The sequence below is a fragment of the Erwinia sp. SLM-02 genome (assembly GCF_037450285.1).
Lineage (GTDB): Bacteria > Pseudomonadota > Gammaproteobacteria > Enterobacterales > Enterobacteriaceae > Erwinia.
In genome coordinates, this window is record NZ_JAQISN010000001.1 from 958,079 (window position 1) to 978,402 (window position 20,324).

General features: G+C 55.6%; 20 protein-coding genes. 7 read left to right on the forward strand and 13 right to left on the reverse strand.

Annotation, left to right across the window (positions count from 1 at the left end; all coding sequences use genetic code 11):
* Positions 1–30: 30 nt before the first annotated feature.
* On the forward strand, positions 31–597 hold the full coding sequence (locus tag PGH32_RS04550; RefSeq protein WP_337893300.1) for a YtfJ family protein: 567 nt from the start codon (positions 31–33) through the stop codon (positions 595–597).
* 31 nt (positions 598–628) lie between these two features.
* On the opposite strand, the gene spt is transcribed toward PGH32_RS04550, so the two are convergent.
* The 4 genes from spt to PGH32_RS04570 are packed head-to-tail and all read right to left on the reverse strand — an operon-like array spanning position 629 to position 4,730.
* Positions 629–1,801 carry a serine palmitoyltransferase gene (gene spt / locus PGH32_RS04555; RefSeq protein ID WP_337893301.1) on the reverse strand — a complete coding sequence of 391 codons (1,173 nt, stop codon included), beginning with the start codon at positions 1,799–1,801 and terminating at the stop codon, positions 629–631.
* Positions 1,788–2,048, reverse strand: a complete 261-nt coding sequence (locus PGH32_RS04560) for an acyl carrier protein (RefSeq protein WP_314425548.1) — start codon at positions 2,046–2,048, stop codon at positions 1,788–1,790. Before PGH32_RS04560 ends, spt begins: the two co-directional genes overlap by 14 nt.
* Positions 2,049–2,079: 31 nt before the next feature.
* A complete protein-coding gene (locus PGH32_RS04565; RefSeq protein WP_337893302.1) occupies positions 2,080–2,994 on the reverse strand; it encodes an NAD-dependent epimerase/dehydratase family protein in 915 nt (304 codons plus the stop codon).
* Positions 2,991–4,730 (reverse strand): fatty acyl-AMP ligase, encoded by a 1,740-nt coding sequence (locus tag PGH32_RS04570; RefSeq protein ID WP_314425543.1) that lies wholly within the window; start codon positions 4,728–4,730, stop codon positions 2,991–2,993. Before PGH32_RS04570 ends, PGH32_RS04565 begins: the two co-directional genes overlap by 4 nt.
* Before the next feature lie 580 nt (positions 4,731–5,310).
* Between PGH32_RS04570 and PGH32_RS04575 the strand changes: the two genes are divergently transcribed.
* Positions 5,311–6,435 carry an N-acetyltransferase gene (locus PGH32_RS04575; protein ID WP_337894256.1) on the forward strand — a complete coding sequence of 375 codons (1,125 nt, stop codon included), beginning with the start codon at positions 5,311–5,313 and terminating at the stop codon, positions 6,433–6,435.
* 26 nt (positions 6,436–6,461) lie between these two features.
* Positions 6,462–6,821 (forward strand): diacylglycerol kinase, encoded by a 360-nt coding sequence (locus PGH32_RS04580; RefSeq protein WP_337893303.1) that lies wholly within the window; start codon positions 6,462–6,464, stop codon positions 6,819–6,821.
* On the opposite strand, the gene PGH32_RS04585 is transcribed toward PGH32_RS04580, so the two are convergent.
* Positions 6,796–7,533 (reverse strand): hypothetical protein, encoded by a 738-nt coding sequence (locus PGH32_RS04585; RefSeq protein WP_337893304.1) that lies wholly within the window; start codon positions 7,531–7,533, stop codon positions 6,796–6,798. The genes PGH32_RS04580 and PGH32_RS04585 overlap by 26 nt on opposite strands.
* A complete protein-coding gene (locus tag PGH32_RS04590; RefSeq protein ID WP_337893305.1) occupies positions 7,534–8,253 on the reverse strand; it encodes a hypothetical protein in 720 nt (239 codons plus the stop codon). It lies immediately after the preceding gene.
* Positions 8,254–8,395: 142 nt separating this feature from the next.
* Here PGH32_RS04590 and PGH32_RS04595 point away from each other — a divergent pair, with 142 nt between their 5' ends.
* On the forward strand, positions 8,396–9,106 hold the full coding sequence (locus PGH32_RS04595) for a thymidylate kinase (RefSeq protein WP_337893306.1): 711 nt from the start codon (positions 8,396–8,398) through the stop codon (positions 9,104–9,106).
* Here the strand turns inward: PGH32_RS04595 and lptG are convergent.
* Together lptG and lptF are read right to left on the reverse strand one after the other, a co-directional pair.
* Entirely contained in the window at positions 9,103–10,188 is a 1,086-nt protein-coding gene (lptG, locus tag PGH32_RS04600) for an LPS export ABC transporter permease LptG (protein WP_337893307.1), read from the reverse strand. The two genes, PGH32_RS04595 and lptG, sit on opposite strands and share 4 nt — an antisense overlap.
* The gene (gene lptF, locus PGH32_RS04605) at positions 10,185–11,255 is read right to left on the reverse strand and encodes an LPS export ABC transporter permease LptF (protein WP_337893308.1); all 1,071 of its coding nucleotides are present in this window, start codon (positions 11,253–11,255) and stop codon (positions 10,185–10,187) included. Before lptF ends, lptG begins: the two co-directional genes overlap by 4 nt.
* Before the next feature lie 142 nt (positions 11,256–11,397).
* Here lptF and PGH32_RS04610 point away from each other — a divergent pair, with 142 nt between their 5' ends.
* On the forward strand, positions 11,398–11,919 hold the full coding sequence (locus PGH32_RS04610; RefSeq protein ID WP_337893309.1) for an NAD(P)H-dependent oxidoreductase: 522 nt from the start codon (positions 11,398–11,400) through the stop codon (positions 11,917–11,919).
* Positions 11,920–12,059: 140 nt separating this feature from the next.
* Positions 12,060–12,641 (forward strand): TetR/AcrR family transcriptional regulator, encoded by a 582-nt coding sequence (locus tag PGH32_RS04615; RefSeq protein ID WP_314425525.1) that lies wholly within the window; start codon positions 12,060–12,062, stop codon positions 12,639–12,641.
* Positions 12,642–12,653: 12 nt separating this feature from the next.
* Here PGH32_RS04615 and PGH32_RS04620 read toward each other — a convergent pair whose 3' ends face one another.
* From PGH32_RS04620 to PGH32_RS04640, 5 genes are read right to left on the reverse strand one after another with little or no spacing between them, the layout of a single operon-like run.
* Complete coding sequence (locus PGH32_RS04620; protein WP_314425523.1) at positions 12,654–13,331, reverse strand: GntR family transcriptional regulator; 678 nt, start codon at positions 13,329–13,331, stop codon at positions 12,654–12,656.
* Positions 13,332–13,376: 45 nt separating this feature from the next.
* On the reverse strand, positions 13,377–14,789 hold the full coding sequence (gene hydA / locus PGH32_RS04625; RefSeq protein WP_337893310.1) for a dihydropyrimidinase: 1,413 nt from the start codon (positions 14,787–14,789) through the stop codon (positions 13,377–13,379).
* Positions 14,786–15,535 (reverse strand): amino acid ABC transporter permease, encoded by a 750-nt coding sequence (locus PGH32_RS04630; RefSeq protein ID WP_337893311.1) that lies wholly within the window; start codon positions 15,533–15,535, stop codon positions 14,786–14,788. The genes hydA and PGH32_RS04630 overlap by 4 nt, the downstream gene beginning before the upstream one ends.
* Before the next feature lie 18 nt (positions 15,536–15,553).
* The gene (locus PGH32_RS04635; RefSeq protein WP_314425516.1) at positions 15,554–16,369 is read right to left on the reverse strand and encodes an ABC transporter substrate-binding protein; all 816 of its coding nucleotides are present in this window, start codon (positions 16,367–16,369) and stop codon (positions 15,554–15,556) included.
* 33 nt (positions 16,370–16,402) lie between these two features.
* Positions 16,403–17,299 carry a dihydrodipicolinate synthase family protein gene (locus PGH32_RS04640; protein ID WP_314425515.1) on the reverse strand — a complete coding sequence of 299 codons (897 nt, stop codon included), beginning with the start codon at positions 17,297–17,299 and terminating at the stop codon, positions 16,403–16,405.
* 88 nt (positions 17,300–17,387) lie between these two features.
* On the opposite strand from PGH32_RS04640, the gene PGH32_RS04645 reads away from it, so the two are divergent.
* A complete protein-coding gene (locus tag PGH32_RS04645) occupies positions 17,388–20,321 on the forward strand; it encodes an FAD-dependent oxidoreductase (RefSeq protein WP_337893312.1) in 2,934 nt (977 codons plus the stop codon).
* Positions 20,322–20,324: the final 3 nt, after the last annotated feature.

Consider the following 20,324-nt stretch of genomic DNA (forward strand, 5'->3'; position numbering starts at 1 on the left):
CGGTGATGACCGCGCTGACAAGGAAGGAAGATGCGAATCAATTTCTCCGCTGTATTGTTATTTATTCTGCTCCCCGGGCTGGCATCGGCGCACAATTTCATCAAGGGAGAGAGGATGATCCCGATTGAAATACAGGATCGCGGTGAGTTAGTGCTTGAGGGTGATGACATTCACTACAGAAGCTGGAACACCTCCCGGCTGGCGGGGAAAATTCGCATTGTGCAGTATATTGCCGGCCGTCGGTCAGCAAAAAAGAAAAATTCAGTGATGATCAAAGCTATAAAAGCCGCGAAGTTTCCTGAAGACCGGTTCCAGCCCACCACGATAATCAATACAGATGATGAGTTCCCCGGAACGGGGCTGTTTGTTGTCAGTAAAGTGGAGAAAAATCAGCGGCATTATCCCTGGGCCCAGTTTATTATTGACAGTGATGGCCTGGGGCGCAAAGCCTGGAACCTGGAAGAGAACAGCTCTACGATTGTGGTGCTGGATCGCGAGGGAAGGGTTCAGTGGGCAAAGGATGGGGCGCTGACGCCTGAGCAGGTCGTTCAGGTCATTAGCCTGTTAAAGCAGCTACTCGATATGGATAAATCCTGACCGTCGCCCCATCCTTTGCGGCATTACGCGTTCAATCCTTCAGGGCGGTGAACGCCTCTATAATCGTGTCGATCTGGGCTTCACTGTGTGCGGCATTAACGCTGCAGCGGAGTAGCGTGATCCCTGACGGCGCAGCCGGGGGCAGGACGAGATTGACATACACGCCCCTGTCGATCAGTTCACGCCAGTAACGAAGCCCCTCCTCTTTCGAGCCAATCACCACCGGCACTACCGGGCTGATATGCGCGCCAAGGGTGTAGCCGAGTTTTTCCAGGCCCTGATAGAGTCTGGCAGCGTTACTCCACAGTTTTTCACGCAGTACGGGCTGCTGAGCAATGATGCGCAAAGAGGCCCGCACAGAGGCGATGCAGGAGGGCGAAGGGGACGCGGTAAAAATGTAGGGGCGGCTGCTGTAGCGAAGAACCTCCATGGCCTCAGATCCGACGGCAAAACCGCCGATTGAGGCCAGGCTTTTGCTGAACGTGCCCAGCACGATATCCACATCCTGTTCAACGCCGAGTTCCTGTGCAAGACCCCGACCGCTCGACCCCATCACACCAAAGGAATGCGCCTCGTCCACCAGCAGATAGCCGCCGTAGCGCTTTTTGATATCGGCAATCTCAACCAGCGGGGCCACGTCACCCAGCATGCTGTAGATCCCCTCGACGATGATAATGGCGTCTTTTGCACGCTCCCTGAGGCGGATCATGCGCCGTTCCAGATCCCCGGCATCATTGTGACGGAAACGAATAATCTGCGCGCCGCCAAGCACGCAGGCGTCATAAATACTGGCGTGGCAGTCCTCGTCTATCAGCACCACGGCAGTCGGGTCCGCCAGCGTACTGATGACGCCTAAATTCGCGGTATAGCCGGTAGAGAAAACGATAGCGGTGGGGCGGTCGAAGAATTCGGCCAGTTCGTGCTCCAGAGCCAGATGGGAGCCGTAACTGCCGTTCGCCATCCGCGAGCCGGTCGTGCCGGTTCCCTGATGCGCCAGCGCCGCCTGACCCACGGCAATGGCCTCGGCATTAAACGTTAAGCCAAGATAATTATTCGTTCCTGCCAGGATAATATTCCGATCGCCAATTCGGCCCTCCGTGGCGGAATAGACTTCATCAATGCAGGTCCCAAAGGGGTTAAGGCCGGATGTCTGAAACTGTTCTCGTTGGTTAGCGAGGCGGGCAAATTTATCATACAGACCCATGAGTGCTCTCCAGATATGAGAATAAGGTTTCCAGAAGTTGTTCAGGTGTTCTGACGTTGAGCAAGATATTCATTGGAATGGAGATATCGAGTTTATCTTCCAGCATCATTAACAGATTCATCACCTGAACGGATTCCAGGCCGAGATCGTTAACGAGGTCGCTGTCTTTCATTATTTCAACATCTTTGGGTGCCATTCCTCTTATGCATTCAAGGATATAGTCCATTAGAACTTCGCGATCGCACATAGAAATTTTTTAATACCTTTAAACTGTAAAATTAAAAGAGTCCTTCACGCAGAGCGCGCTCTAAACTCACCTCCGGCTTCCAGTCCAGGCATTCATACGCCCGCGCATTGCTTGCCGACCAGTCCCGATGGGTTAATTCACGAATTTTACTGTGGGTTAGCATGGGATCTTTACCGACAAAACGATGAGTGAGCGTGCTGAAGCCGGCAGCCAGCTTTAGCAGCGGTAAGGGAATGCTGATTAAATTAACGGGTTTCCCGCGGATAGCGGAACCCAGTTCCTGAAGGCGTTGCCAGCTGTATCCTCCTTTTATACCGTCACAAAGCTCAACGGGACCTGCCTCTGCCCCCGGCTGCATTACCCACTGGCAGACGGCCTCCGACAAATCACTGACGTGCAGAAATGACAGACGGGATGCCGGGTCGCCGAGGCAGGGGAGGAACCCGCGCAGCAGCCAGGTGAAGACCGGCCTGAGTTCTTTATCACCCGGCCCGTAAACCGCCGTGGGGCGAAAAATACCGAGTGATACCGGGGAGGACATTGCGGCCAGCTTCTGCTCGGCGACATGCTTTGAGTTAGCATACCAGGAGAGCTGCGGTGAGCGTGCGGCCAGCGACGAGATAAACAGAAACCGCCGACAGCTGCCGCTCTCCTGTGCGGCCTGCATCAGGCGGACGCTCCCTGAGACGTTACAGCTGATAAAGGTGTCTTCATCAGCGCCTCTCACCTGCCCGGCACAGTGGATAATGCACTCAGCGCCCCGTACCAGCTCGTCAAGGGCGCGACGATCTTCCAGCGCACCCGCTACCCAGACTAAATGATCTGTCGCACTCGTTCTCGGCTTACGGGTTAAAGCCCGAACGCGGAAACCCTGTCTCAGCAACTTCTCAACAATGTGTTTGCCGATAAACCCCGTTACGCCGGTAACGGCTATCGTGCTTCTCATTGCGCATAGCCTGCCAGCTGCATCGGCAGACCCATGGCCTCATTGAGGTAGCGTTTCCTGGCTTCAGCGCGGGCGGGTTTTCCCGAGGAGGTTCGGGGAATGCTGTGCGGCGGAAGCAGCTTAACCTCCACCGTAACGCCAAACTCACTCTGAATACGTGACGTCAGCGTATGGATAATGTGATTGCGGCGTTCCTCTGAGTTAACGCGGCACTGGATTTGCAAAATAATTTTACCGCCCTCATCGTGATCGTTAGAAGTGACGAAGGCAATGGCATCACCCGTTCGTATTTCCGGTACGGATTCGGCAACATATTCAATATCCTGCGGCCAGATATTGCGGCCCCGAATAATAATGAGGTCGTTTTTACGGCCGGTGACGTACAGCTCGCCGTCCAGCAGGTAGCCCAGGTCGCCGGTATCCATCCTGCCAAGCGTTTCAATTTGAGAGTGGGAGGCGGCATCCCTGAAGTAGCCACTCATCAGGCTCGGCCCGGAGATCCAGATATGACCAATTTCACGATCGGCCAGAATCTTCCCTGACTCGCTGCGGATTTCAACGCGGTGCCCGGGAAGCGCCCTGCCGCAGTTAACAAAGGTCACCTGCGGGTGGGCGCTGTTGGTTGGCTTAACGGCTTTACCCTGGTATTCCAGGATGTCGCGATCGACGGTATCGATCATACGGTCGTAGTCGTTATCAAAAAAGCTGACGGCAAGCGTATTTTCAGCCAGGCCGTAGCACGGCATCAGCGCGTTGCGATTGAACTGAATCTTGCTGAAGCATTCCGCGAAACGCTTTAACAGCTCTCCTGAGATCGGTTCTGCACCCACCCCGGCCACGCGCCAGCAGGACAAATCTAGTTCGGCAATTTCTTTCTCATTACAGCGGCGCAGGCATATTTCGTAGCCGAAAGGAGGGGATACGGAAACCGTGCCGCGATTTTTGTTGATAAGCTTTAACCACTGCATAGGGCGCATGGCGAAATCCTGCGTACGCAGATAATCTACCGACAGCTGGGTCGCCACCGGCGTCAGCAGGAAACCTACCAGGCCCATGTCATGATAGAAAGGCAGCCAGGATACACAGCGGTCGCCGGCCTGTAATTTAATTCCATTCAGGCTGATAGCCTGCAGGTTGGCCATAGCAGAACGCTGAGTGATAATGACTCCGCGCGGGAAGCGCGTGCTGCCGGAAGTATACTGCAGATAGGAAATATCCTGAGGTAACGGCGCCTTCAGCGACACCTCTCTTTCTGGCAGTGCGTCAATTTCCGCATGGGTCAGGATCCGCAGAGGCGTGCCTTCACTGTGTACAGGTTTAACTAACGGCAGCCATTCATCACTGGTGATAATTGCGGCGGGCTGGCAGCTTTTCAGCAGCCCCTGAAGTTTGTCGATATAGCTCGCACTCTGGCCTACCCCCATCGGGATAGCCAGCGGTACCGCAACCAGCCCGGCATACTGACAGGCAAAAAAGGCTTCCACGAAACCTACGCTCGTTTCAGCGATAAGCGCGACACGATCTCCTTTTTTCAAGTCCAATGATAACAGTCGACGTGCGCTCTGCATCGCACGCTGGCGCAGTTGGCGATATTCCAGCGACGCGATGAGCTGATTACGTCGATCGTAGAAATTCATTCCTGTACGTCCCTGTGCCGCATAGTCTAAAGCTTCAACAAGAGAAGAAAAGTCTGCATAGCGCATAGGAAGAGAATGCGTAGAGCTTGTTTCGTGCATATACAACCCATTTATAGATTAAAATATCTGGCAATAGAAGTGATGACTATTTGAAGGTTTTTATTTGCGTAACATTTCTTAAAACGCATTTTTATCTCAAAAAGCGGCCTTTAATTACTCAGTTGCTGAATGATTACAGTTTTTTCCAGAGCACCCTACGAGAATCGATTAAAAAGAAGCATGTCAGATGTGTTTATTTGATTCTACCCCGGCATTAAAATACTGCGATGGCTGTCCTTTTAAAACCCTCATACCTGGAAAAATCAGATGTGAAGTTGAATCTAGCATTAAGTGTTAAAGCTTTCCCGGGCACGCTGGGAGGAAAAGTCACGCAAATCAAAATGCGTGCTTATTTATTAAATATCAGGGATAACAGCATAATATGCCTAACGTAAAAAACACGTTGTTAGGTTAGATAAAAACGTAAAAATACGATATTTTCCTTTTATCAAAACCGATACCGTCCGTCCCGGGTATAGCCAGCGGGTTGAAAAAGGTAAGGCTCACAATAGCCTGCAGATTGAGTTATTATGGCAGATTGATTGTGATATTTTGTAATTTATTAGTATTAATGGTATGTATGATTCACATCGAAAAAGTCATCACTAAACGTCAGCTTAAATCCTTTATCGCCTTCCCCAACTCACTTTTCCAAAACGATCCCGCCTGGATCCCCCCTTTACATATTGAAAGGTTAGAGCATTTTTCTGCTAAAAATCCGGCGGCGGAGCACATTGAATGGCAGGCGTGGGTAGCCCTAAGGGAAGGCTTAATCGTTGGCAGGATTTCGGCACAGACCGATACTCTGCATCGTGAGCTGCATGGCGACGATACGGGGCACTTCGGTACGATAGATGCCGTTGACGACCCGCAGGTCTTTAGCCTGCTGTTTTCAGCCGCTGAAAACTGGCTGGCGTCTAAAGGTGCCAGGAAAATTACCGGACCGTTCAGCCTGAATATCAATCAGGAAAGCGGCCTGCTGATCGACGGTTTCGACACTCCACCGAGCGCTATGATGACGCACGGTAAGCCTTATTATTCCGCCAGAGTGGAGCAGCAGGGGTATACGCAGGGCATCGACCTGCTGGCCTACTGGATGCGTCTGGCCGAACTGCATTTCCCACCGGGCCTCGCTAAACTTATGGCTCACGCGCGTCAAAAGGTGTCAATCCGCTGCCTTAACCGTAAAAAGTTCGGCGAGGAAATGCAGCTTTTGCGCCAGATTTTTAACTCGGCCTGGCAAAAAAACTGGGGGTTTGTTCCCTTCACCGAGCGAGAGTTTGCCGTGATGGGCAACCAGCTTAAGTTCCTGGTCCCCGACGATATGATCTTTATTGCCGAGATGGATTCCGTTCCCGTCGCGTTCATTATCGGACTGCCTAATATTAACGAGGCCACGGCCGATCTGAACGGGCGACTGTTCCCCACCGGCTGGGCGAAGCTGCTCTGGCGACTTAAGGTCAGCGGTGTGCGAACGGCTCGAGTCCCGCTAATGGGCGTGAAGCTGGAACATCAGTTCAGCCGTATCGGGCCGGTTATCGCGCTGTTGCTGATCGAAGCGCTCCATGCGGCATTTGGGAAGTGGAAGATTGAAGCGTTAGAAATGTCGTGGATTCTGGAGTCGAATTCCGGAATGAGAAATATTCTGGAAAAAATTGGCGCGATTCCCTATAAGCGTTATCGATTATATGAAAAAGAACTGTAATACCATCTGGAGCGAATAAGACATTGATGTTATTTGAAAAGAAAAAGGGTGTGAGTCGGTTTGTCGATAGTTTGAAAAATTCGCTGAGCGGTTTTTTTAATGCTTTGCTGACCGAGTCTTCATTCAGACAGCTTTTTGTTTTGTCTGGTGTACTGTTAGTTATCGCGTTGTGTATCGATGTAACAAAAATTGAACGGCTTTTTTTAATTGCCAGCTGCTTTCTCTTACTGGTCGTTGAGCTGATTAACACCGCGATTGAAAGCACCGTAGACCGCGTATCTCTGGATATACATCCATTGTCAAAACGTGCGAAAGATATCGGTGGCGCGGCACAATTAGTCACGGTGCTGATGGCCCTGACTATCTGGGCTGTTGTTTTGCTTTAGTCACCACCGGATATATCGCTTCCAGCGCGGTTTGCAGAACAACGTGATAGGGCGCACGGGCATCAATATTCAACACCTGCGAACCGTTGTAGTTAAGCTGGGTCATCACGGCCGCCTTGTCCCGCAGTTCATCATAATTGTGGTCAGGTTTCCGTGAGAAAGCTGTATCGGCATCAATATTCAGGCGGATAATTAACTCGGGGCGGCATCGTGCCATTTGCTGATACAGGCGTCGTTCACTTTCCGCCAGACGGGTCATCAACCAGCCGCTGACGCGCTCAATCCCGATGCCGGGGCCATCATAATAAAAACCCGATATTTCTGCCTGCGGATAGCGATCGCCGATCACCAGCACGCCGCGCTGCGCCAGGCGCTTCGCTTTGCCTAAATTAGCCTTTCGCCATAGCGACAGCCCGTACATAATCAACGCCGCCCACAGCGGGGGCGCTTTATTACTCATGCGCTGCGTTTTTTCGGATTTTGCTGCCAGACGCCGCTCAAGCCAGACGCCAATAAACGGCAGCTTTTTAATCTTATCGCCATCTTCCCCGGAAATTAAACCTAAATATCGTCGTTCGACAGGGCACCAGGCGCTCAGATTCTTCGTTAAATCTGCGGTAAGCGTGGATTTTCCAGTGCCATCGCAACCGACTACCGCAATGAGTCCGGGAACGCAGCTGGCGGATGACAGGGTAGTTTGACTGTTCTGCATTTATTTCGTGCCTGAGAGGATGATTTGGATAGCTTTTAATGACCGATCGAGGATGTTGATTTCAGGTTCTCGGGCGTCTAAATCCAGAATTGTGGCGCCGTTAAACTTCAGGTGCGGTATTGCCGCAATTTTCTCTCTCAGCGCGGAAAGCGTGTGGTCGGGCTTGCGCAGGTGCGCCGTTTGTTCATCAATATTCAACCGAATGAGCAGCAGCGGGGGATAGGAGGCCATCCACTGATAGAGCCGCTGCTCGCTTCGTTTCAGCATCCGCACCCAGCCATTTCCGCCCGACGATTTGGCTAACTGCGGACCATCAACGCGAAACCCCGGAATTTCCGCCTGCGGGTAGCGGTCGGTAATCAGCAATATTCCTTTTTTGCTTTTCATCAACATGCGCCGAAATTTATATGCCCGCCAGCAGGAGAGCAGATAAATCACCAGAGCGGCGAGATTACCGGGAGGAACCGACGGACGTTGATGAACCTGTTCAGAACGGGAGATTAAAAACCGACTCATATAAGAGCCTATTACGGGAAGGGAGCCCAGCCATTTCCCAATAAATCCGGAAGACTGACCCAGATAAATAAGCTCGGTAGAACACTCTGAGGAAAAATGTCTGGCAAGATGAGTGGCTAACGTGGATTTTCCTGCCCCGTCGCAACCCGTTATGGCAATTACCCGCGCGGAAGACCGGCGGGAAATAGGTACTATGACATTCACATTAACAGCCCTGTTTTAAAAATGCTTTCCACGATATCTGGTGCGGTAATAGATTCTCAGTGCGTAAGAATAACAAGCACTATTGGCGACGATCTTCTTCTAAAATGCTATACCCTGATGAATTTACTGAAAGGGATATTCCATGAGGGAAACGAGTAATCCGCCAGTCATTGCTGTTATAGGGTGCGATGGTTCCGGTAAGTCAACGGTGTGCGAACATTTAATTGAGTTCCTCAGCCAGTATGGCCCCGCAGCACGCGTGCATTTAGGAAAGCAGGCGGGTAACGTTGAGCGCCAGTTGGTTAAAATTCCTGTATTGGGTAAAAAGTTAGGTAAAAAGATCGATAAAGAAAAACGCGTGGCGGCTAAATCACAGGTTGGCCTGCTTCCCGCCCTGGTGATTATGTCTTTTGTACTGCGTCGACTGCTTCGTTTTCGTCGAATGCTGAAAATTCGAGAGCGCGGTTTCATTATTTTAGCCGACCGATTTCCGCAGACTCAAATCCCCGGTGCCTATGATGGTCCGGCATTGCCCGAAAATAATCCCAACAGGCCTTTTATCTCCTGGCTGGCGTCCCGGGAGCATCAGGCCTTTCGCTGGATGGCCGGCCATCAGCCCGATCTGGTGTTAAAGCTGCACGTTGACGTGGAGGTCGCTTTCGCCCGTAAACCCGACCACCGTCGGGAAGCGCTGGCAAAGAAGGTGGCGATAACCGCAAGGCTGGTATTCCCGGGGTCTCAGGTGGTGGATATTGACGTTAACCAGCCCCTTACTGAAGTTCTGTCGAAGGCCGAACGCGCGGTAGCCGACCTGATGCATTCGCGAGGCTACCCTGTGGTTCCCGCCGTTTAGGCATGGGTGTTTTTATCAAACTGAAAGACTAAAACCAGCGCGAGGGCAAGCAATAGCAGCGGCGGCAGCAGGGCGACTAACGGGGCATTTAACGCGAACAGCAGCCCCAGATTGACAATAATCTGATAACTGACGTAGGTCAGTAAGCCAACAATAGCGCCTGTCGCTAGGCGGCTGCCCAAACCCGGAGCCCGCGGCTGGCTGAAGGTAAAAGGCACGGCGAGCAAAATCATGGCCAGTATCAGCACCGGACGCCCCATTTTTTGCCACAGGGCAATACTGAATTCCAGCTCGGGCTGATCGGTTGCGCGCAGGTAACTAATGTAATGATTAAGCTGCGTGATGGAAAAACTATCGCTGGGCAGCATCAGTTCCTTAAGGCTGGTGTGATTAAATATCGACTTCCAGGACATGCTGTCCAGCAGTTGCGTGCTTTCTTTTCCATTTAACCAGCTTTTTCGGTTAACACCATATAAGGTCCATATAGGGCCGTCGACAACGGTAGCCGTCCTCGCATATATGTAATAGTCCAGGGTTAAATCACGGTGATAGCGAAATATTTCAATGCCGACGGGGCGATTATATTCATCCAGCGTTTTGATGGTAACGAATTCATTATTTCTTCTCGCCCACAGCGCATTCGCGGAGCCGGATGGATTATCGCCCCGGGCTTGGGCAATATCTTTCAACTGTAACGCCCGCTGTTGAAGCGGGGAGGCAACCCATTCATCCATGCCGCATAGCGCCACGACAAAAATCAGACCGGCGCACAGTGTTACCATCCCGATCCTGACAACCGATACGCCTGACACGCGCATCGCGGTCAGCTCAAGACTTTTCGAAAGCTGGCCCAGTCCGACGATCCCACCCAGAAGCGCGATAAACGGGCCAAGATCGACCAGGCAGCGCGGTAACTTCAGCAATACCACCATCAGTGCCTGGGTCCAGCGATAGCCTCCAGAACTGACGTCGTCCAGTTCATTGATAAAGTCAAAGGTCGAAAAAAGCGGGATAAGCAAAGCGGCGGCGGCGGCAAAACCGATAAATATATTTTTTATCAGATAGCGGCTGTAAATCTTCACCGGCGAAATTTCTGCAGCAGCGATGCCGGTTGGGCAATGAGTGCGATAAACACCAGCAGCATCATCAGGGGAACCGTCCACACGCCAGGAAAGATCGGGATAATTTCGCCGGCAACCAGTGAGCGACTGATATTACCCGCATAGAAAATCAGCACGAATAGCACGGCTAACGGTAACAGCGTCGCAAACCGTCCCTGTCGGGGGCGCGTGCGGCTTAACGGAATGGCCAACAGGGCCATCAATATCGCACTGATCCCCCGGCTTTCCCGCCACTGAAGTTCGGCCTTATCGGCAGGATCCGGGGAGAGGGAGAGTTCTGCCATCGATGCGGATTTACTTTTCAGCTCCGTGCTTTGCTTGATTGGTTTAGGGTGGAGGTTGAAACTGTTATAGCTCTGGGCATGATCCTCTGTCCCCTTATGGTCAAGCTGATAGGCCGTTCCCGCGTGGAGGATCACCGCCGGTGAAGCTGCCGCCGGGTTGGTCACCTGAATCGAGTGTGCCCGGAATAAAAACGTATTACTGCCGGTGGCGCTGTAGATCACGACATCTGAAAGACGTTGACTGTGGCGATCGATTTTATCGCTCAGTATCATTCTGCCGCTGTTATTAAGATTAAATTTCTTTGCCTGTAAATGGCTGACATCTAATTCAGACTGCGACTGCTGTTTGAGCTGAAAAATCTGCGCATAGGCCCAGGGTCGGGCATACATAGAGAGCAGGGTCACGAGAATGCCTAACGGAATAGCAAGATACATTATCGCCTTATAGACCCGCACAGGGCTGATACCGGATGCCAGCGCTGCGGTGATTTCAGAATCGTTATAAAGCTGACCCAGGGCGACCGCCACGGAAACATAAAGCCCGACGGGAAGCAGCATTTCCAGCGCGATGAGGATCTTATAAAAAACAATTGCCATCACCGATTGCAGCGCCAGCGTGCCGTTGGCGGCATCGGTCAGATAGCGTTGGGTGGAATAACTGGCGAAGATAAAAATAAGGAAACCGATAATGGTCATTACCAGGCGGCGAGTTTCAACCATGATGTAGCGTTCGATCAAAAACATAAATATGAAAACCCTACATCAGTATTAAACACGTTTGCCTGAATATCTCCCCAGACTATTAGTTCAGTTGCGTTACCGTCTTGCAGATCCGTGCTATCGGCTGCGTATCTCTCCTGGAGCAGTTTGTGCTGTTTAACTCAGCGTGGCACAAGGCGTCACGGCCGCGGGCAGCGGCAATACCGTTGAAATGGCCGATCTGTTTGCCGAGAATTTCGATCCGCGTTTTGCCGCACCGGACCTGGCATTTTTCCGCAATCAGTCGCCGCAGCTGGCGGAAATTGTTGCGGAACAGCAACGCATTGACCGTGCTGATGCGCTGGTGCTGGTCTATCCCATCTACTGGTGGTCATTCCCCGGCATGCTGAAAGGCTGGATCGATCGCGTGTTTACCAACGGCTGGGCCTACGACGAAGCAGAAGACGGCGGGCTGATAAAAAAGCAGCAAAATCTGCAGGTTCACCTGATTGGCATTGGTGCCGCTGACAAAGGGACGTATTCCCGTCGTGGCTATGATGAGGCGATGAAAACGCAGATAGATCGCGGAATATTTGATTTTGTTGGCGCAAAGGTGGTTACATCTGAGTTATTGCTGACGCCAAACGGCCAGTTCCCTGAATCTCATCTGGAAATTGCGCGAAAGATTGGCAATAAAATCGTCGGATAACACCACGCCAGCCCGCGTTATTTTCACCTTTTCCCTTGCAGGATTGATACAACGAGGATCAACAGCATGCCCCGCATTCTGAACGAGCAGCACGGCGCCACTGGCAGCCATACCCCGTTCCTTCTCAGGGTACGGATCCTGTGACCGCCCGGCGTCGCTTATCGAAAGAAGAGCGCTTTGCTCAGCTAATCGCGGTTGCGTGGCAGCTGATTGCCAGTGAAGGAACCGATGCGCTGACGATGGGCCATCTCGCCGACGCGGCAGGCATTACTAAACCTACCGTGTACGAGCATTTTGGCTCCCGCCAGGGACTGCTGGCCGCGCTGTATCAGGATTTCGAATCGCGCCAGAATAAGGTGATCGATGATGCCGTTGCCGCTGCGGAACCGGTTCTGAATGAAAAGGCCCGTATTATTGCCGCCAGCTATGTGAACTGCGTGCTGACGGAAGGGCGGGAAATTCCGGATGTGCTGGCTGCGTTAAGCGGCTCGCCGGAGCTGGCAGAGCTGAGGAAACAGTGTCAGAAAAGCTACCTGAAAAAATGTCGCGGGATACTGGGCATGTTTAGCGGCCCACGCGGACTGTCGGATGCGGCACTGTGGGCGATGCTGGGTGCGGCAGACAGTCTGTCGGCGATGGCGGTCAGCGGGGAGATCCAGCAACAGCAGGCGGTTGATGAACTGTATCAGGTGATCGTGGCAATGGTGGAACGCAGCCGCTAGTGCGGCTGTCGTTTATAAAGACGCCATCACGTCGTTGCGTAACTTACTGATGTGATTGCGGATGGAGGCCAGGCTTTTCTCCCGGTCGCCTTCGCGCATCGCGGTCAGCAGATCCAGATGCTCGGTGTGATTCTCGCTCTGGCGGTGCAGCGGGCTGTGCAGGCGGAACAGGCGGACGTTAACCCGCAGCCCCTTCAGCACTCCGGCCAGCACCACGTTGCCGCTGGCTTCCGCAATGGTGTTGTGCAGCTTCTCGTCATAGCGCCAGAAAAGATGCTCTTCGTCACTTTTCATCAGTTCGTGCAGCTCGGCGATCAGCGCATCAAGGGTAGGCGTGCCGATTTTATCCAGCGCTTTACCTACCGCCTCCACTTCCAGCAGCTCGCGCAGCGCCATGGTGTCCAGGTACTCTTTAATGTCCACCGAGCGAACGGTGTAAGAGCGTGCGCCGCGGCGCTCCAGCAGGTTTTCACCGGCCAGCCTGACCAGCGCTTCGCGCATTGGCGTGCGTGAAACCTGCAGCTCGTCGGCCAGGCGCGACTCCGACATTTCGCTGCTGCCCGGAATTTTGCGCTCAAGAATTAACTCTTTCAGTAATACATAGACCTGCTCAGACAGGCTGGCCGATTTCATATACAACGGTTTTGACGCCATAATTGCCGCCAGCGTATGGTCCTGATAGTCAGTCATCTTCACGCAGTTTCCAGTAGTTAATTCCGCCGCTAGTTTACCGAATTATCGTTCCGATGGGAAAGGGACCGCACAGGCGAGAAAACGCCCGTTGCCCGCCGCGCCGCTGAACTGATTATCACCCCAGACCGCCACGCCGTGCGACAGCGTAACGGCAGGCCAGGCCTGAACCTCCTTGCCTTCATACGGCGTATGGTCGGCGTTGGTGTGCAGCATGGCGCTGCGGATGGTTCTGCTGCTTTGCGTATCCCAGATAATCAGATCGGCATCGGACCCGGGGGCGAGCGTGCCTTTTTGCGGATAGAGGCCGTACAGCTTCGCCGGAGCGGTGGCAGTCAAATCGACAAAGCGCTGGGCCGACAGTCGATTTTTCAGCACGCCCTCGCTCATCAACAGCGGCAGGCGCGTTTCCAGCCCGGCAATGCCGTTCGGCACTAAATCGAAAGAGGCATCCTCACCGTGCAGCTTTTTGCCGGTGGCATCGTTATTAAACGGGCAGTGATCCGAAGAGAAAATCGTAAACGTGCCGTTGGCCAGCGCCGTCCATACCGCGTTCTGGCTGTCCGTGTCGCGCGGCGGCGGGCTGCAAATGCATTTCGCACCGTGGAAGCTGTCATCAATACCGAGGTCTTCCGCCGTCAGTAACAGATACTGCGGGCAGGTTTCCGAGAAAATGTGCATGCCCTGGCCGCGCGCCCAGTAGATTTGCTCAATTGCTGCCCGGCTGGAGACGTGCACCAGCAGGATCGGCACATCGACCAGTTCGGCCAGCGAAATGGCGCGGTGGGTCGCCTCCCGCTCACCGATCGGCGAGTGGGCGAGGGCATGATAGCGCGGCGCGGTTTTGCCCTGCTTTTTCAGCCGGCTGGTCAGCCAGTTAATGCAGTCATCGTTCTCCGCGTGGATCATCGAAATCGCGCCCAATTCGCGGGCGGCGTCCAGCACATCCAGAATATGGTGATCCGACAGCTTCAGCGCCTCATAGGTCATGTAGATTTTAAACGAGGTGTAGCCCTGGGCGATCATCGCCGGCAGCTCGGCAATCACCGCCGGGCTGGCGTCGGTAATAATCAGATGGAAAGCGTAATCAATGCAGGCTTTGCCTTCGGCGCGCCGATGGTAGTCGTCAACGGCATCCTGCAGGCTCTGGCCCTTAAACTGCATCGCAAACGGGATCACCGTGGTGGTGCCCCCGCAGGCCGCCGATCGCGTGCCGCTGGTAAAATCGTCGGCACCGACGGAGCCATCGGTGGAGGGCTGATCGAGATGGCAGTGCGCATCCACGCCGCCCGGCGTCACCATCCGGCCGGCGGCATCAATCACCTGGCCAGCGTCTGCGGCATCCAGCCCGGCGGCAATCATACTGATTTTGCCGTCGCGGATGCCGATATCGCCGCGATAGCGGTCGGAGGCGGTAATGATATCGGCATTTTTCACAATCAGGTCGAACGTGCTCATCGCTGTGTCTCCTTTGCCAGCGCGGTGCTGGCGTCGGTTAACGGGGCTTTTTTCACCGGACGGCCGTGCTGGGTGCTTTGATACGCCTTCGCGTAGTGCAGCTCAATGCGGCGCTGAATGAAGTCCCACAGCGTGGTGAGGATCAGGTAGTAGGTCGCCGCCACCATAAACAGCTCCAGCACCATAAACTGCTCCTGCATCAGGATCTGCGTGCGGCGCAGCAGCTCCTCCATTGAAATCACCGAGGCTATCGAGGTGGTTTTCAGCAGGCCGTTAAAACTGTTGCCCAGCGACGGCAGGATCAGCCGCATGGTCTGTGGGAAAATCACATAGCGGGCCACGCCGGCGTGGTTGAAGCCCAGCGCCCTGGCCGCATTGATTTGCCCCTTCGGCAGCGCCTGCACGCCGCCGCGAATAATTTCCGCCAGATAGGCCGCCTCATTCAGCACCAGCCCGGTGATCACCGCTTCGATCACCGTAAAGCGAATGCCGATCTGCGGCAGGCCGGTGTAGATAATAATCAGCTGCACCAGCAGCGGCGTACCGCGGAAAATCCAGATATAGGTCCGCGCCAGCTGATTCACCCAGGACCAGGGCGACAGCCTGGCGAAGGCCAGCACCACACCCAGTACCAGCCCACCCGCCATTCCAGCCAGGGTTAACAGGACGGTATTCACCGCCCCAAGGAAAATGAAATAGTTGGTGAGATAATGGAAGTAGCCTTCCCAGCTCCAGCCCTGAATCATAGTAAGAGTTCCTGTGGTTTAAGAGGCGGGGCCCTGAACGCTAAAGGTTCCGGGGATCAACTCTGCGCCGTACTTCTTGAACAGCGCAGGCAGGCTGCCGTCGGCATTCATCTTGTTCAGCGCATCGGCGGCGGCGGCGGCCAGCTTCGGATCTTTAAAGGCGATCGCCACCGGGGTCGGCTCCAGGCCCGAAATCACCTGCTTAAACATCCCTTTGTGCTGATAGTCGGCGGCCACGGCATCAATGCTGATCACCGCATTTACCTGACCGGCGCGCAGCGCCTGGAAGGCCACGGTGAAGTTATCGAAGGTGTGGATATCAACCGGCTTAAGGTTTTTGGCGACCAGCTGCTGGCTGATTTTGCGGATGGTGGTTTCCTCAAAGCCGCCCAGCTCAACGCCGACGCTTTTGCCGGCCAGATCCTCAACTTTGGTGATTTTCGCGGCATCGGCAGGCGGGGTAGAGATACTCACGGCCTGGCTTTCATACGGGATCATGTACATCATTTTGGCGCGTGCCGGAGTGAAGAAAATGCCGGTATTGATCATATCCCAGCGGCCGCCCTGCAGGCCGGGCACCATCGCGGAGAACTCAATGCGGGTGTAATCGGCCTTCAGGCACAGGCGTTTGGCAATCTCCTCGCCCAGCTCGATGCGCATGCCCTTTAACTTTCCTTCACCGTCGACGTACTGCAGCGGCGGCAGCGTCGGGTTGGTTGACATTTTCAGCTCACCTGAGGTGACCAGGCTGGCTCCCTGCGGTGGGGTACAGTCGGCGAAGCAGCTGCCGGACAGCAGCGTTAACGCGGCTAACAAGGTTAATTTGGCGTTCATGGTGATTCTCCGGGTGTCAATTCAGGCCAGTGATTAATGCTGGAAGCTGTTCAGCACGTTAAGTTTTTCTAATTCATGACGTAAAACATGATGCAGGTCGTCGGCCAGCGGCAGGCGCGGCGCGCGCGGGATGCCGACATCCAGCCCCATCATCGACAGACCGGCCTTGCTGGCGGCCACGTAGTGCGGTCCACCCACGGCGCGCACCACCGGCAGGATCTGGCGATACAGGGCGAGGGCCGCGTCGCGATCCAGGCGATCCGCCGCGGCTTCAAACATCTGCGCGCACTGCGACGGCAGCAGGTTAGAGGCCACCGCCACCCAGCCGCAGGCGCCCAGCCAGAAGGATTCGTAGCCGAGGATCCCGGCAAACACGTTCATCCGATCGCCGCACAGTTCGATAATGTCGCGAACGCGGGTCACTTCCAGCGTGGATTCCTTGATGTAGCTGACGGTGTCGATCTGCGACAGGCGGGCGACGGTTTTCGGCAGCAGGTCAACGTTGGCGGTGGCCGGATTGTTGTAGATCATGATCGGGATGGAGATCGCTTCGCCCACCGCGCGGTAGTGGGCAAACAGTTCGTCTTCATTCGGGCAGCTGTAGAACGGCGGAATGATCATTACCCCGTCGGCACCCATATCTTCCGCTTCTTTGCTCAGCTCAACGCACTCCGGGGTCCACTCGGCACCGGTCCCCATCAGCACCGGCACGCGCCCGTTTGCGGTGCAAATCACCGTTTCGGTGACCAGCTGACGCTCCTCACGGCTCATCGATAAAAACTCGCCGGTGCTGCCGAGTGGAATAAGTCCATGAATTCCCTGTTCAATTTGCCAGTTAACCAGTTTTTTCAAAGCTGGCACATCTATTGCTGAACCATCAGGGGTAAAGGGGGTAATCAATACCGTGTAAGTGCCGCGAAACGTAGACATGCTGAGTTCCTTGAGAAAGTTCTTGATGAACACCGTTTGTATACCGTATACGTACTGTATACGTATACGATGTCGGAGCACAAGATCTGTGGAACTAAAATCTCAAGATATCAGCCAGAGTGCGGAAACCCGGACCATCTGGTTTGATGGCCAGGCCGTACAGGCTCTGGCTTCAGAGACGATTGCGGCCGCCCTGGCCCGCACGAATATTGTGGCGCTGCGCGAAAATTCGCAGGGTGAAAAGCGCGGACTGTGGTGCGGGATGGGATCCTGCTATGAATGCGTAGTGGAGGTGGACGGCAAAGGATCGCAGCGCAGCTGCATGACGCTGGTCGAGCAGGGGATGCAGATTCACAGCCGTCGTTCGGACGATCGCGCACCGCAGCCGCTGGCGTCGGCACCCGCGACCACTGAACCCGCGGAAACCGTCTGCGATCTGCTGGTGCTGGGCGCCGGGCCTGCCGGGCTTTCCGCCGCGCTGGTGGCGGCACAGGCGGGGGCAGCGGTTATCGTCATTGATGAACGACCGCAGAGCGGCGGCCAGTTCTTTAAGCCGCTGGCACCCTCGCATATTCTGCACGGCAAAATGCCGCCGCAGTGGCGGGAGGGCGAAAAGCTGCTGACTGACGCCGTCGCGGCGGGCGTTACCGTGGTTCAGCAGGCCACCGTCTGGGCGGCCTTCTCCGCGCACGAAATCGCCGTTATCGTCAACGGCCAGACGCGGCTGTTTCGTCCCAGGCAGCTGATTATTGCCACCGGTGCTTACGAACGCCCCGTGCCGTTTCCCGGCTGGACGCTGCCGGGGGTGATGACCACCGGCGCCGGGCAAACCCTGGCGAAAGCCTATCGCGTGATGCCGGGCAGCCGGGTGGTGGTCAGCGGCAACGGCCCGCTGAACCTGCAGTTTGCCGCCGACCTGCTGGAAAGCCAGGGTTCGGTGGTGGAGGTGCTGGAACGCGCGCCGAAACCCGGGCTGACGCATTTTCGCCAGATGCTGACCATGCTGCGGGCGGCCCCTGAACTGCTGTGGAAGGGGCGGCACTACCTAGGCGTATTAAAAAAACATCGCGTGCCGCTGCGCTGGGGCTACGAGGTGGTGGCCGCGCACGGGCAGGAGCGCCTGGAGCGGATCAGCGTGATGCGCGTGGACCGCAACGGGCAGCGGATTGCCGGTTCCCGCCGGGAAATCGACTGCGATGTGCTCTGCCTGGGTCACGGCTTTATCCCCTCCACCGACCTTGCCCGCATGCTGGGCTGTGAACAGCAGCTCTCTTCCACCCCCTTCAGTACCCCGACGATAAAAACCGATCCGAACGGTGCCACCAGCGTCGGCGGAGTTTACGTAGTGGGCGACGGCGCAAAACTGGGCGGCGCACAGGTGGCGCAGGCGCGGGGTCGGCTTGCCGGCATCGCCGCCGCTGCCGCGCTGGGCAAAACGCCGGCTCATCAGGATATTCCCGCCCTCACATCCCGCCTGACGCAGGCCGAAGATTTTCAGCGCGCGCTGTGGAACGTTTATCAGGCGCCTGCCGTCAGCCTGGCATCTCTGGAAGACGAAACGGTGATCTGCCGCTGTGAAAATATCACCCTTGGCAGCCTGCGCCGCGCCATCAGCCAGGGAATCGACACGCCCGCCGCGCTGAAACGCAATCTGCGCAGCGGCATGGGCCTGTGCCAGGGGCGCACCTGTTCCGGAATGGTGGCGCAGCTGGTGGAAGAGATGACCGGCCGCCGGAACACCGTCAGCGGATTTTACGCACCCCGTTTCCCCGTTCGCCCTGTCCCGATTGCCGCCCTGGCCTTTGAAAAGCCGGAATGGGGCGGGCACAAACCCGCCATCACCCCTAACCTTGCCCGGCCGGTAGAGCAGGCCGTGCTGCCGATGCAAAAAACCGACATCCTGGTGATTGGCGGCGGCGTGATGGGCAACTGCCTCGGCTATTACCTCGCGGCGGGCGGTGCGGACGTACTGGTGGTCGAACGTGACGACATCAACCTGCAGGCATCCGGTGCTAATGCGGGCAGCCTGCACGTCCAGCTGCTGTCCTTTGATTTTGGCAGCAGGGCGCAGGAGGGCGGCGGCCCGGCGGCGCAGACGCTGCCGCTGGGGCCGGTGTCGGTCAGGCTGTGGCAGGCGCTGGAGCAGGCCAGCGGCGAATCGCTGGAGATCAAAATCACCGGCGGGCTGATGGTGGCCGAAACGGAACAGGAACTGCGCTTCCTGGAGCAGAAAATCGCCCTGGAGCGCCGCTACGGTATTGAAACCGAGCTGCTGGACGCCGCCCAGCTCGGCCGCCTTTCCCCGCATCTGTCACCGGAGCTGCTCGGCGCGGAATTCTGCCCGATGGAAGGCAAAATCAACCCGCTGCGAGCCACCTACGTGGTCAACAGGCTGGCAACCGCTGCCGGCGCCCGCTTCCAGCGCGGAACCGACGTGCAGGCTATCGAACCGCTGCCGCACGGCGGCTACCGGGTACAGACCAGCCGCGGGGTGATTGAAGCCGGGCGGGTGATCAACGCCGCCGGGGCCTGGGCGGCTAAAGTCGCGGAAATGGTCGACGTTCCGCTACCGGTAAAAGGCGCGCCGCTGCAAATGATCGTCACCGAACGCTCCGCTCCGCGCATTGACCACCTGATCGCCCACGCGGGCCGCCACCTGAGCCTGAAGCAGACCGCCCACGGCAGCATCCTGATCGGCGGCGGCTGGAGCGCCGGATTCAACCCCGACATGCGCATGAACCAGTCACTGCGCGCCAGCATCGAAGGCAACCTGTGGGTCGCCGGTAAGGTGCTGCCCGCCCTCAACAGCCTGCATATGGTGCGCAGCTGGGCGGGGATGAACATCAATATTGACGGTGCGCCGATCGTTGGTGAAGTCCCCGGGAAAGCGGGCTTTTACCACGCGGTCACCTCCAACGGTTACACGCTGGCTCCGGTCGTTGCCTGGAGCCTGTCACAGCTGATTTTGCAGGGCCGCAGCGAGCTCGATCTTGCGCCCTATGCGATTTCCCGATTCCACTGATAA